The following is a 17,161-nucleotide window of genomic DNA, read 5'->3' on the forward strand; positions in this document are numbered from 1 at the left end:
CAGAATTAACAAAATATTTTAAATTAATAATCATCTAGTTGCACACTTTGTTATATTAATTTGAATTTTGTGTTTACTTTTGCAGTCTAAAATTGAGATTATGTATAGAAGTCATAATTGCGGCGAATTAAACGCTTCAAATATTAATACCGAAGTTACACTTGCGGGCTGGGTTCAAAAATCACGTGATAAAGGATTTATGAACTGGGTCGATTTACGCGACCGTTATGGAATTACACAGCTTATTTTCGACGAAAGTCGTACAGATAAAACCGTTTTTGAATTAGCCAAAACTCTTGGTCGTGAATTTGTAATTCAGGTAAAAGGAACTGTTATTGAGCGTGAAGCTAAAAACAAAAACATTCCGACTGGTGAAATCGAAATTTTAGTTTCTGAATTAACCATTTTAAATGCGGCTTTAACGCCTCCTTTCACAATTGAAGATGAAACTGACGGTGGTGAAGATATCAGAATGAAATACCGTTATTTAGATATTCGTAGAAATCCGGTAAAAAACAGCTTATTGTTCCGTCATAAAGTAGCAATGGAAGTTCGTAAATATCTATCTGATTTAGATTTCTGCGAAGTTGAAACTCCTTATTTAATCAAATCAACTCCAGAAGGAGCAAGAGATTTCGTTGTACCAAGCCGTATGAACGAAGGACAGTTTTATGCATTGCCGCAATCTCCGCAAACTTTCAAACAACTTTTGATGGTGGGTGGAATGGATAAATATTTCCAAATTGTGAAATGTTTCCGTGATGAAGATTTACGTGCAGACCGTCAGCCGGAGTTTACACAAATCGACTGCGAAATGGCTTTTGTAGAACAAGAAGACATTTTGAATGTTTTTGAAGGTTTGACAAGACATTTATTAAAAGAAATTAAAGGTATAAAAGTAGACAAATTCCCAAGAATTACTTACGACTATGCTATGAAAACATACGGAAATGACAAACCGGACATTCGTTTCGGGATGAAATTTGGTGAGTTAAACGAATTTGCACAGCATAAAGAATTCCCAGTTTTCAATTCAGCTGAATTAGTCGTGGGAATTGCAGTTCCGGGAGCAGGAAATTATACCCGTAAGGAAATTGACGGATTAATTGACTGGGTAAAACGTCCGCAAGTTGGAGCGTCTGGAATGGTTTATGTAAAATGTAACGAAGACAGAACATACAAATCATCTGTAGATAAATTCTACGACAATGATGATTTAGCAAACTGGGCAAAAGCTACAGAAGCAAATCCTGGAGATATGATTTTTGTACTTTCCGGACCAGCTGACAAAACACGTGCGCAGCTTTCTGCGCTTCGTATGGAATTAGCAACTCGTTTAGGATTGCGTAATCCTGAAGAATTTGCTCCATTATGGGTTGTTGATTTTCCATTATTGGAACTTGACGAAGAAAGCGGTCGTTACCATGCTATGCACCACCCGTTTACATCTCCAAAACCAGAAGATATGGCTTTGTTAGAAACAGAACCGGGAAAAGTTCGTGCCAATGCTTACGATATGGTTTTAAACGGAAACGAAATTGGCGGTGGATCAATTCGTATTCACGATAAAGCAACACAGCAGTTAATGTTCAAGTATTTAGGATTTACTGAAGAAGAAGCAAAAGCGCAGTTTGGTTTCTTAATGGATGCATTTCAATTTGGAGCGCCTCCTCACGGTGGTTTAGCTTTTGGTCTGGATAGATTGGTTGCTATTTTAGGTGGTCAGGAAACTATTAGAGATTTTATCGCTTTCCCTAAAAACAATTCAGGACGCGATGTGATGATCGATGCTCCATCAACAATTGATGAATCGCAATTGAAAGAATTACACATTAAAATTGATTCTATATAATTAATAGAAATTTAAATAGTAAAAACAGCTGAAATTTCAGCTGTTTTTTTATGCAGTAAAGTCACAAAAAATAATGGGCTGATTTACACTTATTCAAATATTAAATTCCTACAAGTTCATCATTTTGATATTCTTACAATTAATGATTCTCAAATTATGGTATTTCATATATAATTTGATGCAATAAACCACGTAAAAACACTGGAAATCAATAATTTTTACAAAAAATTAACAGGTAGATGTCTTTTGTATGAATTTATATATTACATTTGCTTTATTATAAATTATTATTACAATTACAATGCGTACAGGTACAGTAAAATTTTTCAATGAATCTAAAGGTTATGGATTCATTACAGACGAAGAAACAGGAAAGGACATCTTCGTTCACGCTTCAGGAATTAACGCGGAAGAATTACGCGAAGGTGACCGTGTAAGCTATGAAGAAGAAGAAGGAAGAAAAGGGAAAGTTGCTGCTAAAGTAGCAGTAATCTAAGAAAAATATAGCAATTTATTTTTTTTGCCTCTGAATGGTTTTAAAAACGTTTCGATTTATTTCGAAACGTTTTTTTTTGTCCATTTCTTAAAAAAATATTAAAAAAAGCATGCGTTATTTATAATCAATAAAAATTACACATAAACGCGCTTTCATGGGGTACTTATATCTCCCTTTAGTTTGTGATTTACATAGTTGAAAGTTATCTTTGTGGCTTATTCTTTAAGTAAAAAAACTAAGCTTATGCAATCTGATCAATACAGTTACATTCCTATCTTAATGCAGTTCATTCTGGCTGTTGGTTTTGTAGTAGGAACAATCATTATTTCTGGAAAATTAGGCCCAAAAAGAACCTCTGAAGTTAAAGATAAAAACTTCGAGTGCGGTATCGAATCTGTTGGTAATGCCCGTATTCCTTTTTCTGTTAAATATTTTCTGGTAGCAATTTTGTTCGTATTGTTTGACGTAGAGGTAATTTTCCTTTACCCTTGGGCAGTAAACTTTAAAGATCTTGGTATAGAAGGAATGCTTAAAATGGTCGTTTTTATGGCTTTACTTTTAGTTGGTTTTTTCTACATCATCAAAAAAAGAGCTTTAGACTGGGAATAAATGTGATTTTAGATTTTAGATTTCTGATTTTAGATTATGTCTCGAATTAAAATTTAAAATTTAAACTCCTTTGAATTTAATATACTGATTTAAAAAAATTGATTTTTCTTTTTACGATTCCAAAAAATCTAAAATCTAAAATCAGAAATCTAAAATAAAAATGAGCGATTCAAATGTAAATATGGTTGCGCCACCGGAAGGAGTTGTAGGAGAAGGTTTCTTCGCTACAAAACTAAATGACGTTGTTGGTTTGGCACGCGCGAATTCTCTTTGGCCTCTACCTTTTGCAACATCTTGCTGCGGAATTGAGTTTATGGCAACAATGGCTTCACATTACGATTTAGCACGATTTGGATCTGAGCGTGTGAGTTTCTCTCCTCGTCAGGCAGATATGTTATTAGTAATGGGAACTATTTCTAAAAAAATGGCGCCAATTTTAAGACAAGTTTACGAACAAATGTCTGAGCCGCGCTGGGTAATTGCTGTTGGGGCTTGTGCTTCTTCAGGAGGTATTTTCGACACTTACTCAGTTTTACAAGGAATTGACAAAGTAATCCCGGTTGACGTTTATGTTCCTGGATGCCCGCCAAGACCAGAGCAGATTGTTGACGGTGTAATGAGATTGCAAGAATTGGTAAAAAGCGAATCTGTTAGACGCAGAAGTTCACCAGAATACCAAGAATTATTAGCTTCATATAATATCTCATAAGATGGCTTTAGAAAATACCCTGATTCAAGATAAACTTACAGAAACATTTAATAACGATGTTTTTAACTTTCAGCAAGAAAGAGATATTTTTTCTTTAGAAGCTTCAGCTGATAAAATTACAGCGTTGATTTTATTCCTTAAAAATGATTCTGAACTGCGTTTTCACTTTTTAACAGATTTATGCGGGGTTCATTACCCGGACAACGATTCAGAGCGTCAGTTTGCTATCGTATATCATTTGCACAACTGGTACGAAAACAAACGTTTGAGAATCAAAGTTTATCTAAATGGCGAAAAACCAGAAATCAAAACTGTTTCAAATATCTTCTTAAGTTCAAACTGGATGGAAAGAGAAACATACGATTTCTACGGAATCAATTTTATTGGCCACCCGCAATTGAAACGTATTTTGAATATGGATGAAATGGTGTCTTTCCCAATGAGAAAAGAATTCCCAATGGAAGACAGCGGAAGAACTGATAAAGACGACAGATTCTTTGGAAGAACAACAACAAATTGCTAAAAAATAAATAATTCAACATTATAAAATGTCAGAACTATTATTACCACCAGAGCATCGTTATGCTAAAATAATTAAGGAGAAACTAAACGAAGACGGAAGCGAGCTTTCAGTACTAAATTTAGGTCCTACCCACCCTGCGACTCACGGTATTTTTCAAAATATCCTATTAATGGATGGTGAAAGAATTCTAGAAGCTGAACCAACTATTGGGTACATCCACAGAGCTTTCGAAAAAATTGCCGAAAATCGTCCGTTTTATCAAATTACTCCTCTTACAGACCGTATGAACTATTGCTCCTCTCCTATTAATAATATGGGATGGTGGATGACATTAGAAAAACTATTAGGTGTTGAAGTTCCAAAAAGAGCACAATACTTAAGAGTTATTGTAATGGAGCTGGCTCGTATTACAGACCATTTAATCTGTAACTCGATTCTAGGGGTTGATACTGGTGCGTATACTGGTTTCTTATACGTTTTTCAATTTAGAGAAAAAATCTACGAAATCTACGAAGAAATTTGTGGAGCTCGTTTGACTACAAATATGGGAAGAATTGGTGGTTTTGAAAGAGACTGGACTCCAGAAGCTTTCAAAAAACTAGATAAATTCCTTGAAGAATTTCCAGTTGCCTGGAAAGAATTCGAAAACTTATTCGAAAGAAACAGAATTTTCCTTGACAGAACTGTAAACGTAGGTGCAATTTCTGCCGAACAAGCAATGGCTTACGGATTTACAGGTCCAAACTTACGTGCTGCCGGAGTTGATTACGACATTCGTGTAGCTCAGCCTTACTCCTCTTACGAAGATTTTGATTTTATTGTCCCTGTTGGAAAATCAGGTGACACATACGATCGTTTCTGTGTTCGTAACGCTGAAGTTTGGGAAAGTTTAAGCATTATTCGTCAGGCTTTGGAAAAAATGCCGGAAGGAAACGAATATCACGCAGAAGTTCCTGATTATTATCTTCCTCCAAAAGAAGATGTTTATAATAATATGGAATCATTAATCTATCACTTTAAAATTGTAATGGGAGAAGTTCCTGTTCCGGTTGCCGAAATTTACCACCCTGTTGAAGGAGGAAATGGTGAGATAGGTTTTTATTTAGTTACAGACGGAAGCAGAACTCCATATAGATTACATTTCAGAAGACCTTGTTTTATTTACTACCAGGCATATCCTGAAATGATTAAAGGTGCGTTACTTTCTGATGCAATTGTTATCCTTTCGAGTTTAAACGTAATTGCAGGAGAATTAGACGCGTAAAAAGATTGCAGATTTTAGAATTTAGATTGCAGATTGGAAGATCTAAAATTTAAAATCAGAAATCTAAAATTTAAAAAGAATGCCGATTATAGATCCAGATTGAAAAATCTAAAATCTAAAATCTAAAATCCAAAATAAAAAATGGAACGTAAACATTACAAACAAGAAATAAATATGACTGAGGCATTGATCGCTCGTATCAATGAATTGATTAGTCATTATCCGGAAGGCAAACAAAAATCGGCTTTACTACCTGTTTTGCACGAAGTGCAGGATGCGCATAACAACTGGCTTAGCATTGAATTGCAGGACAAGGTTGCCGAAATTCTTCAGATAAAACCAATTGAGGTTTATGAAGTGGTTACTTTTTATACCATGTTCAACCAAAAACCAATTGGAAAATACATGTTTGAATTTTGCCAGACGTCTTGTTGTTGTTTAAGCGGTGCCGAAAATTTAATGGATTATACTTCTGAAAAATTAGGCATTAAAATGGGTGAAACAACTGCCGATGGAATGTTTACCATTGCCGGTGTAGAATGTTTAGGTGCATGCGGATACGCTCCGATGATGCAATTAGGCGATTTCTACAAAGAGAAATTGACAGAAGAAAAAATCGATCAGTTAATCGCTGATTGTAAAGATGATAAAATAATATTACACGATAAATAAGATGTCACAAAAAATATTATTAGATAAAATCAATATTCCTGGAATTAAAACCTACGAAGTATATCGTCAAAATGGTGGTTATGCATCTGTAGAAAAAGCTCTAAAAACACTTACACCGGATGAAGTTACTGAAGAAGTAAAAAAATCAGGTCTTCGTGGTCGTGGCGGCGCGGGTTTCCCTGCCGGAATGAAATGGAGCTTTATCGATAAAAAATCAGGAAAACCAAGACATTTAGTTTGTAACGCCGACGAATCGGAGCCGGGAACGTTCAAAGATCGTTATTTGATGGAATATATTCCTCACTTATTGATCGAAGGAATGATTACTTCTAGTTACGCTTTAGGCGCTAACCTTTCATACATCTACATTCGTGGAGAATATATGTGGGTTTACAAAATTTTAGAAAGAGCAATCGCCGAGGCTAAAGCTGCAGGCTGGTTAGGAAAAAATATATTAGGTACTGGTTACGATTTAGAGTTACACGTACACTGTGGAGCCGGAGCTTATATCTGCGGAGAAGAAACTGCACTTATTGAGTCTTTGGAAGGTAAAAGAGGAAATCCTCGTATTAAACCGCCATTCCCTGCAGTTTCAGGACTTTGGGCAAACCCAACAGTAGTAAATAACGTTGAAACTATTGCAACGGTGCCGTGGATTGTAAACAATTCTGGTGACGATTATGCTAAAATTGGAATTGGCCGTTCTACAGGAACTAAATTAATTTCTGCTTCCGGGCATATCAAAAATCCTGGAGTTTACGAAATTGAATTAGGTTTAAGTGTTGACGAATTCATGAATTCTGATGAATATTTAGGAGGAATGTCTTCAAGCCGTCCATTAAAAGCATTTGTACCGGGAGGTTCTTCTGTGCCAATTTTACCAGCTGAATTGATTTTCAAAACAGCAAACGGCGAAGATCGTTTAATGACTTACGAATCTTTAAGTGATGGTGGTTTTGCTACCGGATCTATGTTAGGTTCTGGAGGATTTATTGTTTACAACGATACTGCTTGTGTCGTAAGAAACACTTGGAACTTTGCACGTTTTTACCACCACGAATCTTGCGGTCAATGTACACCTTGCCGTGAAGGAACAGGATGGTTAGAAAAAATCTTATGGAGAATTGAAAACGGTCAAGGCCGTGAAGAAGATATCGAATTGCTTTGGAGTATTCAAAGTAAAATTGAAGGAAACACAATTTGTCCTCTAGGAGACGCCGCTTCTTGGCCAGTAGCAGCTGCGATTCGCCACTTTAGAGATGAATTTGAATATCACGTTCGTTTCCCTGAAAAAATCAAAAATAGAGATCACTTTGTTGCTGAACCTTTTTCACAAGTGAAGCATTTAGTTGGCGGTAAAGTAATCGTATAAAAATAAAAAGCACAAAGTTATAAAGTTCAAAATGTTAAAAAGGACAGCAATTCTTTTCAATATTCCGACTTTCAACATAAAAGTTTAAAATAGTTTCAAGTTTCAAGTTTTTTTAGTTTCAGGTTAAAATCTGAAACGTGAAACATGAAACTAAAAAAACAAAATTAAGAGATGAAAGTAACCATAGACGGTCAAAGTATAGACGTAGAACCAGGAACAACGATCCTGCAGGCTGCACGTATGATTGGAGGGGATTTAGTACCGCCAGCCATGTGCTATTACTCAAAATTAAAAGGCAGCGGCGGTAAATGTCGTTGTTGTTTAGTTGAAGTTTCTAAAGGTAGTGAAGCTGACCCTAGACCAATGCCGAAATTAATGGCATCTTGTGTAACAGGATGTATGGACGGAATGGAAGTAAACAGTAAATCTTCTGCCAGAGTTACCGAAGCGCGTAAATCTGTAACAGAATTTTTATTGATCAACCACCCATTAGACTGCCCTATTTGTGATCAGGCTGGTGAATGTGATCTTCAAAACTTAAGTTTTGAGCACGGAAACCCAAAATCACGTTTTATTGAAGAAAAAAGAACATTTGAACCAGAAGATATTGGTCCAAATATTCAACTGCATATGAACCGTTGTATTTTATGCCAAAGATGTGTACAAGTTGCAGATCAATTAACAGACAACAGAGTTCACGGAGTATTAGATCGTGGTGACCACGCTAATATTTCAACCGGAATTTCTAAAGCAATCGACAATGAGTTTTCTGGAAACATGATTGACGTTTGTCCGGTTGGAGCTTTAACTGACAAAACTTTCCGTTTTAAATCAAGAGTTTGGTTTAATAAACCTTATAACGCACACAGAGAATGTACTACTCCTGGATGCTGTGGTAAAACTACAGTTTGGATGTTTGGTGGAGAAATTCAACGTGTTACAGGTCGTAAAGATGAGTACCATGAAGTAGAAGAATTCATTTGCAACAGCTGTCGTTTTGATCACAAAGATGTAAATGACTGGGTTATTGAAGGACCTAGAGAATTTGAAAAAGATTCTGTTATCAATCAAAATAACTATACTCAAAAATTAGAGAAAGTTGAAATCGATACTGAAAAGAATATTCTTTTAGGCCGCGATATCGACCGTAAAAAAATTAGTATGGCTGCAATTCCATTAACTACTAATGAAAAAAATTCTTAAGAAATGGAAAGTGCATTTATTATAGAAAAAAGTGTTGTTATTGTTGTCGTTTTTGCGGTGACAATGATTATGGCAATGTATTCTACTTGGGCAGAACGTAAAGTGGCTGCTTTTCTTCAGGATCGTGTTGGACCAAACCGTGCAGGTTGGGGAGGTTTATTACAACCGCTTGCCGATGGTATGAAATTATTCTCTAAAGAAGAATTTTTTCCAAACACACCAAATAGATTTTTATTCGTTGTAGGCCCGGCAATTGCCATGAGTACAGCTTTGATGACAAGTGCTGTAATTCCGTGGGGAGACAGACTTCATCTTTTTGGAAGAGACATTATTCTTCAGGCAACAGATGTAAATATTGCTTTATTATACATTTTTGGAGTTCTTTCTGTTGGAGTTTACGGCATCATGATTGGTGGATGGGCTTCTAACAATAAATTCTCCTTAATGGGTGCTGTTCGTGCAGCTTCTCAAATGGTTTCTTATGAAGTTGCTATGGGATTATCAATGATTGCATTATTGATGATGACGGGAACAATGAGTTTAAAAGAAATTTCATTACAGCAGCAAGGAATGAACTGGAATGTTTTTTATCAGCCAGTTTCATTTTTAATCTTCTTAATTTGCTCATTTGCAGAAACTAACAGAACTCCGTTTGACTTAGCAGAATGTGAAAACGAATTAATTGGAGGTTACCATACCGAATATTCATCAATGAAAATGGGATTCTATTTATTTGCTGAATATGCAAGTATGTTTATCTCTGCTACTATTATTTCAGTATTATTCTTTGGAGGTTATAACTATCCTGGAATGCAGTGGATGGTAGAAAATGTTGGAGTAAATACCGCTAATCTTTTAGGAATTGCCGTATTATTTGTAAAAATATGTTTCTTCATATTCTTTTACATGTGGGTACGCTGGACAATTCCAAGATTTAGATATGACCAATTAATGAACTTAGGCTGGAGAATTTTGATTCCGCTTTCGATTATTAATATTATGATTACGGGCGCTGTTATTTTAAGACACGATATCGCAGCTGCTTTAGGATTCTAAGAACCGTAATGCCCTAGCCCTGATAGAAGCGGCATCCTTTTATGGTGGGGTTCACCATAAAAGATACAGCGGATAGCAGGATTAAGCTTCAAATAAAAATAAAATAGATTTTGAATTTGATTGACCTCAAATTGTAAATCATAAATCATAGATTAAAAAATGTCAATAGAAACTATATCATTATCGGGTAGAAAAAAGGTGGTGTCAAATAAAGACATGACTTTTATTGAGCGATTGTATCTTGTGGCGATTGTAAAAGGTCTTGCGATTACGCTTAAGCACCTTTTTAGAAAAAAAATTACGATTCATTATCCGGAGCAAGTTCGTGAAATGAGTCCGGTTTATCGCGGTCAGCACATGTTGAAACGTGATGAGCAAGGTCGTGAAAACTGTACTGCCTGCGGATTATGTGCTTTATCATGCCCTGCAGAAGCGATTACAATGAAAGCTGCTGAACGTAAGCCAGACGAGAAACATTTATACAGAGAAGAAAAATATGCTTCGATTTATGAAATAAATATGCTTCGTTGTATTTTCTGTGGTTTATGTGAAGAGGCTTGTCCAAAAGATGCTATTTATTTGACAACTTCTAAGGTTTTAGTTCCTGCAAGTTATGAAAGAGAAGATTTCATCTTTGGAAAAGACAAATTAGTGATGCCTTTAGAAATGGCTATTAAAAATTCACAACTTAATAACGCTAACTAATGATACATATTCCTGATTTCGCAAACGCAACTCCTGTAGGTGTTATATTTTGTATTTTAGCGTTTATTACGGTAATAACTGCATTTTTAACCATTTTTAGCCGAAACCCAATTCACTCTGCTATTTATTTAGTGATTTGTTTTTTCTCTATCGCTGGTCATTATTTATTATTGAACTCTCAATTTTTAGCTGTTGTACATATAATAGTCTACTCTGGAGCAATTATGATTTTGTTCCTGTTTACGATTATGTTAATGAATCTTAACGAACAAAAAGATGTTCACCGACCAAGGATTACACGTTTGGGAGCTGTTGTTTCTTTCTGTTTAATTGTTATTGTTTTAATTGCAATTTTCATCAATTCTAAACCAATTGTTGGAGATTATGATTCGACTGGAGAAGATTTCCAATCTATTAAAGTATTGGGTAAAATATTGTTGAACGAATATATGGTACCATTTGAATTTGCTTCGATTTTACTTTTGGTTGCGATGATTGGAACTGTATTATTATCTAAAAAAGAAAAATTAAATAAATAATGGGTAATATATTAAATCAAATAGGTATTGAAAATTACATCTTTTTAAGTGTTGTACTTTTTTGTATTGGTGTTTTTGGTGTATTGTACAGACGAAATTCAATTATCGTTTTCATGTCTATCGAGATCATGCTAAATGCAGTAAACCTTTTATTTGTGGCTTTTTCAACTTACCATCAGGATGCACAAGGACAAGTTTTTGTTTTCTTTTCGATGGCGGTTGCTGCTGCTGAAGTTGCGGTAGGATTGGCGATTTTAGTTTCTATTTTCAGAAACATCGGTTCAATTAGTATCGATAATTTAAAAAATTTAAAAGGATAAAATAGAAATGGATACCAATTTAGCTTTAGTTTTAGTTTTAGCTCCTTTTTTAGGATTTTTAATCAATGTTTTCTTTGGAAAAAGCTTAGGAAAAACAGTTTCGGGAATCATCGGAACTGCTGCCGTAGCTGTTTCTTTTATAGTTACTCTTGTTCTTTTTAATCAAATAACTTCAACCGGAAAAGGAATTGAAGTTACTTTATTTGACTGGATTCAAATTAGTAATCTAAAAATCAATCTTGGATTTTTATTAGATCAGTTATCTGTTCTTTGGTTATTGTTCGTAACCGGAATTGGATCTTTGATTCACTTATACTCTATCAGTTACATGCATGATGATGAGAATATGCACAAGTTTTTTGCGTATTTAAATCTGTTCGTTTTCTTTATGATTACACTTGTAATTGGAAGCAACTTATTAGTTTTATTTATCGGATGGGAAGGTGTTGGACTTTGCTCTTATTTACTAATCGGGTTCTGGCATAAAAACCAGGATTATAACGATGCTGCAAAAAAGGCTTTCATCATGAACAGAATTGGAGATTTAGGTCTTTTAATTGGTATGTTCATTATTGGTTCAATGTTCTCAACATTAGATTATGCAACTTTAAAAACTGCAATCGCGGGAGCGACAAACTTAAATTTACCATTACTTTCTTTAGCAGCTTTATGCTTGTTTATTGGAGCTTGTGGTAAATCTGCTCAAATTCCGTTATACACTTGGTTACCAGATGCGATGGCTGGACCAACTCCGGTTTCTGCATTGATTCACGCTGCTACGATGGTAACAGCCGGTATTTTTATGATAACGAGATTGAACTTTGTTTTTGATTTAGCCCCAGACGTTCAAACTGTAATTGCCATTATTGGAGCTATAACTTCATTAGTTGCTGCTACAATTGGTTTAGTACAGACTGACATTAAAAAAGTATTAGCTTACTCTACAGTTTCTCAATTAGGATTAATGTTTTTGGCATTAGGATTTGGAGCTTACGAAGTAGCTGTTTTCCACGTTATCACACATGCTTTCTTTAAGGCTTGTTTATTCTTAGGATCTGGTTCTGTTATTCACGGTTTACACGGTGAACAGGATATGCGTAAAATGGGTGGATTGCGTAAAGCAATGCCTATTACTTTCTGGACAATGTTGGTTTCTTCATTAGCTATTTCTGGAATTCCATTATTTTCAGGTTTCTTCTCAAAAGATGAAATTTTATTGACTGCTTTCCACCATAGTATTCCATTATATGTTGTTGGATCTATTGCTTCAATCATGACGGCTTTCTATATGTTTAGATTGATGTTCCTAACTTTCTTTAAAGATTTTAGAGGAACAGAAGAACAAAAACATCATTTACATGAAAGTGACGGTTTAATTACGTTCCCTTTAATGATTTTAGCTCTTTTAGCAACTTTTGGAGGATTAATTAGTATCCCTGGAAACAGCTGGTTAAATGAATATTTAGCGCCTCTTTTCACGAAAGTGGCTGGAGAAGAACACCATTTAGGTGCAACTGAATATACTTTAATGGGAGTTGCTGTTTTAGGCGGATTATTAGGAATTTTAATTGCTTACATCAAATACTTTAAACAAGATAATGTTCCTGAAGCTGACGAAAATATTACAGGCTTAACAAAAGTGTTGTATAACAAATATTATGTAGATGAAATTTACGATGCGATTTTTGTTCGTTCGGTAAATGCATTATCAAGATTCTTTAGAGACTATATTGAAACCGGCTTATCAGCTCTTGTTTTCGGATTAGGGAAAATAACGAATGAATTAGCGTTTCAAGGTAAAAAACTGCAAACCGGAAGTATCGGATTATATCTTTTCGCTTTCGTTTTAGGTCTTTGCGCAATTGTTTCTTATATATTTTTAGCTCAATAATTTTATAACTATGAACGTTTCTCTTATATTAATTATTCTTTTAGTTGGTGCATTTATCACCTATTTTGCTGGTGACAAACTCGCTTCAAAAGTAGCTTTGTTCTTTAGTTTGGCAGCTTTAGGCTGTTCGGTTGTATTGTTAAACCATTTTAATGCTGGAGAAAATATCAGCCTTATTAATGCGTGGATCAATCAGCCTAAAATTTCATTTGCGCTAAATGCTGACGGATTAGGTCTAGCCATGCTTTTATTAACAACGGCTTTAACTCCAATTATTATATTCTCTTCTTTCGGGAATGAATATAAAAATGCTAAAGCTTTTTATGCTCTAATTTTATTTATGGCATTTGCAATGACAGGAACTTTCCTTGCTGCAGATGGTCTTTTATATTATATTTTCTGGGAATTAGCTCTTATTCCTATTTACTTTATTGCTCTTATTTGGGGTAATGGAGATGCTGAAGAGCGCAGAAAAGCAGTGGTTAAATTCTTTATTTACACACTTGCAGGTTCATTGTCTATGTTGACTGCTTTTATCTATTTATACCAAAAAGCAGGTTCTTTCTTAATTGAAGATTTATATAAAGTACAATTATCTGCTTGTGAACAGCTTTGGATTTTCCTTGCTTTCTTCTTAGCTTATGCAATTAAAATTCCTATTATTCCTTTCCATACATGGCAGGCAAATGTGTACCAAAAAGCACCAACTGTTGGAACAATGCTTTTATCTGGTATCATGTTGAAAATGGGATTATATAGTGTTATTCGCTGGCAATTGCCAATTGCACCTCTTGCTGCAAAAGAATACATGAATATTTTTATTGCTTTAGGAATTGCAGGTGTTATCTACGGTTCTATCGTAGCGTTGAGACAAAAAGATTTAAAGAAATTATTAGCTTATTCCTCTCTTGCTCACGTTGGTTTAATTGCTGCAGGATCTTATACATTAACTCTTGACGGTTTCCGCGGAGCAGTTTTACAAATGATTGCTCACGGTTTTGTTGTGGTTGGATTATTCTACGCTGCAGAAATTATCTACAGAAGATTTGAAACTAGAAATATTAGTGAATTAGGCGGAATTCGTACACAGTCTCCGAAATTCACTTCAATGTTTTTAATTTTGGTATTGGCATCTGTTGCTTTACCAACTACATTTAACTTTGTTGGAGAATTTACTGTACTATACAGCCTTTCTCAAATAAACATTTGGTTTGCTGTTTTAGGCGGAACAACGATTATTTTAGGAGCTTACTATATGTTGAAAATGTTCCAAAATGTAATGTTGGGCGAAACAAATTCAAGAACTTTTGCTGATGTTTCTATAAACGAAGGAATTTCTTTAGTTGCGATTATTGCTGTTTTGATTTTCTTTGGATTTTATCCAAAACCAATTACAGATTTGATCACTCCAAGTTTAGAAACGATTTTAAACGTTATCAATAAAAACTAAGATTTTAGAATGATGATTAACGATTTTTGATTTCAGATTTTCCGAAGCTTAAAAAGTTAAACATTAAAAAATAAAAATATATTTTAAATAAAATAAATTAGGGCGTTTTAGATTTCCTAAATCAAAAAAACAAAAATGAATACATTAATAGCTATAACAGGATTGGGTATTTTCTGCCTATTGTTTGAAATTCTAAATTTTAGAAAAGGCATCGTTCCGTTTACCATTTTAGGTTTATTGGGTGTCTTAGCACTTAATTTTTACGAATTCGGAACAACAGCAAGTTATTACAATAACATGATTACGGTGAGTAAATTCTCGACTGCTTTTTCATCATTGTTTATTATTCTAACTATTTTCCTTGTAGCATTAAGCCATAATTTTTATGAAAATCATCAGACAAAAATTTCTGATTATATTGCTATAAAAGTATTTTTATTAGCCGGAGGTGTTGCTATGGTTTCTTTTGGAAACTTAGCGATGTTTTTCCTTGGAATCGAAATTTTATCTATCGCATTATATGTTCTTGCAGCGAGCGATCGTTTAAATATTAAAAGTAACGAAGCGGGAATGAAATATTTCTTAATGGGATCTTTCGCATCTGGGATTATCTTATTCGGTATTTGTTTGATTTACGGAGCTATGGGAACTTTTGATATTGCAGAAATTCACGAAAGTTCTTTATCTGCTGAGTTACCAATCTGGTTTCCTATCGGAATGATTTTAATGACAATTGGAATGTTCTTTAAAGTTGCTGCTGTACCATTTCACTTTTGGGCACCAGACGTTTACGAAGGTTCTCCAGCTTTAACAACTGCTTTAATGAGTACGTTAGCAAAAGTAATAGCAATTGCAACATTATTTAAATTAGTTTCAGGATTGAATTTAATTCCTTCTTTAGAAAATCAGGATCTTTTAGGAACATTTGAAAATATTATTCTTGTAATTTCAATTGCTTCTATGACCGTTGGAAATATCATGGCTTTACGTCAGGTAAATGTAAAACGTATGCTGGCATTCTCTGGAATCTCTCACGCAGGTTTCATGTTAATTACATTCTTAACTATTGCAACTTCTGCAGGAGTTTTATTGTATTACACTGCTGCTTACGCTTTAGCCGGTATTGCTGCATTCAGTGTTATTTTATATGTATGTAAAAATCAGGATAACGAAGACATCACAAACTTTCACGGTTTAGGAAAAACAAATCCACTATTAGCTGCGATCTTGACAGGCTCATTATTGTCTATGGCCGGTATTCCGATTTTCTCAGGATTCTTTGCAAAATTATTCTTGTTTGATCAGGCACTTCATGCTGGTTATGTAGCTATTGTAATTGTTGCAGTAATCAACTCTATTATAAGTGTTGGATATTATTTCAAATTAATTTTAGCAATGTATTCTAAAGAACCAAATGAAGAGCGTACAGGAAAACCATTCCTTATTTATGCCGTTGCAATTATTTCTATCGGTTTAAATATTGCTTTAGGTTTATTCCCTTCATTAGTTTTAGATTTATTGAACTAAAAATTCAGATTAAAAAATATACAAATCCATCAAGAGTTTCTTTTGGTGGATTTTTTGTTTTACAGCAGTTTTCAAAAGAAAATTTCATGTTAAAAATTTAAAGTTAAATTACAGACTTCAAAAAAACTCCATATATTTGGGTTCACTAAAAGCATAAAAACTATGGCCTTCAATTCAAAAAATCCTTTTTTAAGTAACAAGCGTTTTTCATCAAATGCTGTTTCAAGAGCTGAAGAAGTACACGAAGCAAAGATTATTGATTACAATCAGGAAATGACTTTGTCTGGTACGATTAATAAAACAGCTATTTTATTTTTAATCTTATGCGGCGCTGCTATGGTAACATGGTGGATGGCATTTAACGGGATTAACATTATGCTTCCTGCTATTGGCGGTGCAATTGTTGGATTTGTTCTTGTTCTAATTTCTGCATTTAAACCACAATTATCACCGTATCTTGCTCCTGGTTATGCCTTATTTGAAGGATTATTCATTGGAGGAATTTCTGCAATATTTGAAGCTCAGTTTCCGGGAATTGTTATGAATGCTGTAGGAGCAACATTAGTAACTTTCTTAGTATGTCTGGGATTATATAAATTTAAAATCGTAAAAGTTACAGAACAATTCAAATCAGTTGTAATTGCTGCTACTCTTGCTATTGCAACTTATTATCTAATTTCATGGGTTGCATCTTTAATTTTTAACTTTACTCCTGTTCATTATGGAAATGGAATGATGAGCATAGGAATTAGCGTTTTTGTAATTATAATTGCAGCTCTAAATTTATTTTTAGATTTCGATCTTATTGAAAAAGGTGTTCAGGAAAAAATGCCAAAATTCATGGAATGGTATGGAGCAATGGGATTAATGGTTACATTAGTTTGGTTGTATATTGAATTTTTAAGATTATTATCTAAACTAGCAAGTAACAAATAAGAACTAAAAATCTTCTTTGTTCCACATAAATTACAAA

General features: G+C 34.2%; 17 protein-coding genes. All 17 read left to right on the forward strand.

What is annotated here, in order from left to right; translation table 11 throughout:
- The first annotated feature begins 100 nt into the window (after positions 1-100).
- The gene (aspS, locus tag BUE10_RS07355) at positions 101-1,852 is read left to right on the forward strand and encodes an aspartate--tRNA ligase (RefSeq protein WP_073483754.1); all 1,752 of its coding nucleotides are present in this window, start codon (positions 101-103) and stop codon (positions 1,850-1,852) included.
- Between the two features lie 301 nt (positions 1,853-2,153).
- The gene (locus BUE10_RS07360) at positions 2,154-2,348 is read left to right on the forward strand and encodes a cold-shock protein (RefSeq protein WP_007137066.1); all 195 of its coding nucleotides are present in this window, start codon (positions 2,154-2,156) and stop codon (positions 2,346-2,348) included.
- A 243-nt stretch (positions 2,349-2,591) separates the two neighbouring features.
- Complete coding sequence (locus BUE10_RS07365; protein WP_053471573.1) at positions 2,592-2,957, forward strand: NADH-quinone oxidoreductase subunit A; 366 nt, start codon at positions 2,592-2,594, stop codon at positions 2,955-2,957.
- Positions 2,958-3,117: 160 nt separating this feature from the next.
- A complete protein-coding gene (locus BUE10_RS07370) occupies positions 3,118-3,666 on the forward strand; it encodes an NADH-quinone oxidoreductase subunit B (protein WP_053471545.1) in 549 nt (182 codons plus the stop codon).
- Between the two features lies 1 nt (position 3,667).
- Complete coding sequence (locus BUE10_RS07375) at positions 3,668-4,189, forward strand: NADH-quinone oxidoreductase subunit C (RefSeq protein ID WP_053471546.1); 522 nt, start codon at positions 3,668-3,670, stop codon at positions 4,187-4,189.
- A 25-nt stretch (positions 4,190-4,214) separates the two neighbouring features.
- Positions 4,215-5,453, forward strand: coding sequence for an NADH-quinone oxidoreductase subunit D (locus BUE10_RS07380; RefSeq protein ID WP_073483756.1), 1,239 nt, complete (start codon positions 4,215-4,217; stop codon positions 5,451-5,453).
- Between the two features lie 141 nt (positions 5,454-5,594).
- The gene (locus tag BUE10_RS07385) at positions 5,595-6,125 is read left to right on the forward strand and encodes a complex I 24 kDa subunit family protein (protein WP_035646225.1); all 531 of its coding nucleotides are present in this window, start codon (positions 5,595-5,597) and stop codon (positions 6,123-6,125) included.
- A gap of 1 nt (position 6,126) precedes the next feature.
- Positions 6,127-7,497: an NADH-quinone oxidoreductase subunit NuoF gene (nuoF, locus tag BUE10_RS07390; RefSeq protein WP_073483758.1), complete on the forward strand. Its 1,371-nt coding sequence runs from the start codon at positions 6,127-6,129 to the stop codon at positions 7,495-7,497.
- A 171-nt stretch (positions 7,498-7,668) separates the two neighbouring features.
- Positions 7,669-8,700, forward strand: coding sequence for an NADH-quinone oxidoreductase subunit G (locus BUE10_RS07395; RefSeq protein ID WP_053471549.1), 1,032 nt, complete (start codon positions 7,669-7,671; stop codon positions 8,698-8,700).
- Between the two features lie 3 nt (positions 8,701-8,703).
- Entirely contained in the window at positions 8,704-9,756 is a 1,053-nt protein-coding gene (gene nuoH / locus BUE10_RS07400; protein ID WP_073483760.1) for an NADH-quinone oxidoreductase subunit NuoH, read from the forward strand.
- 159 nt (positions 9,757-9,915) lie between these two features.
- On the forward strand, positions 9,916-10,461 hold the full coding sequence (locus tag BUE10_RS07405) for a NuoI/complex I 23 kDa subunit family protein (protein WP_073483762.1): 546 nt from the start codon (positions 9,916-9,918) through the stop codon (positions 10,459-10,461).
- Positions 10,461-11,000 carry an NADH-quinone oxidoreductase subunit J family protein gene (locus tag BUE10_RS07410; RefSeq protein WP_073483764.1) on the forward strand — a complete coding sequence of 180 codons (540 nt, stop codon included), beginning with the start codon at positions 10,461-10,463 and terminating at the stop codon, positions 10,998-11,000. Before BUE10_RS07405 ends, BUE10_RS07410 begins: the two co-directional genes overlap by 1 nt.
- On the forward strand, positions 11,000-11,320 hold the full coding sequence (gene nuoK / locus BUE10_RS07415) for an NADH-quinone oxidoreductase subunit NuoK (protein WP_012023318.1): 321 nt from the start codon (positions 11,000-11,002) through the stop codon (positions 11,318-11,320). Before BUE10_RS07410 ends, nuoK begins: the two co-directional genes overlap by 1 nt.
- Positions 11,321-11,327: 7 nt before the next feature.
- The gene (gene nuoL / locus BUE10_RS07420; RefSeq protein WP_073483766.1) at positions 11,328-13,211 is read left to right on the forward strand and encodes an NADH-quinone oxidoreductase subunit L; all 1,884 of its coding nucleotides are present in this window, start codon (positions 11,328-11,330) and stop codon (positions 13,209-13,211) included.
- 10 nt (positions 13,212-13,221) lie between these two features.
- Positions 13,222-14,661 carry a complex I subunit 4 family protein gene (locus BUE10_RS07425; protein WP_073483768.1) on the forward strand — a complete coding sequence of 480 codons (1,440 nt, stop codon included), beginning with the start codon at positions 13,222-13,224 and terminating at the stop codon, positions 14,659-14,661.
- A 135-nt stretch (positions 14,662-14,796) separates the two neighbouring features.
- Positions 14,797-16,188 (forward strand): NADH-quinone oxidoreductase subunit N, encoded by a 1,392-nt coding sequence (locus BUE10_RS07430; RefSeq protein ID WP_073483770.1) that lies wholly within the window; start codon positions 14,797-14,799, stop codon positions 16,186-16,188.
- A 162-nt stretch (positions 16,189-16,350) separates the two neighbouring features.
- Positions 16,351-17,124 carry a Bax inhibitor-1/YccA family protein gene (locus BUE10_RS07435; protein ID WP_073483772.1) on the forward strand — a complete coding sequence of 258 codons (774 nt, stop codon included), beginning with the start codon at positions 16,351-16,353 and terminating at the stop codon, positions 17,122-17,124.
- The last annotated feature ends 37 nt before the right edge of the window (positions 17,125-17,161 follow it).

Origin of the sequence: Flavobacterium sp. CF108, assembly GCF_900129795.1 — a bacterium.
GTDB lineage: Bacteria > Bacteroidota > Bacteroidia > Flavobacteriales > Flavobacteriaceae > Flavobacterium.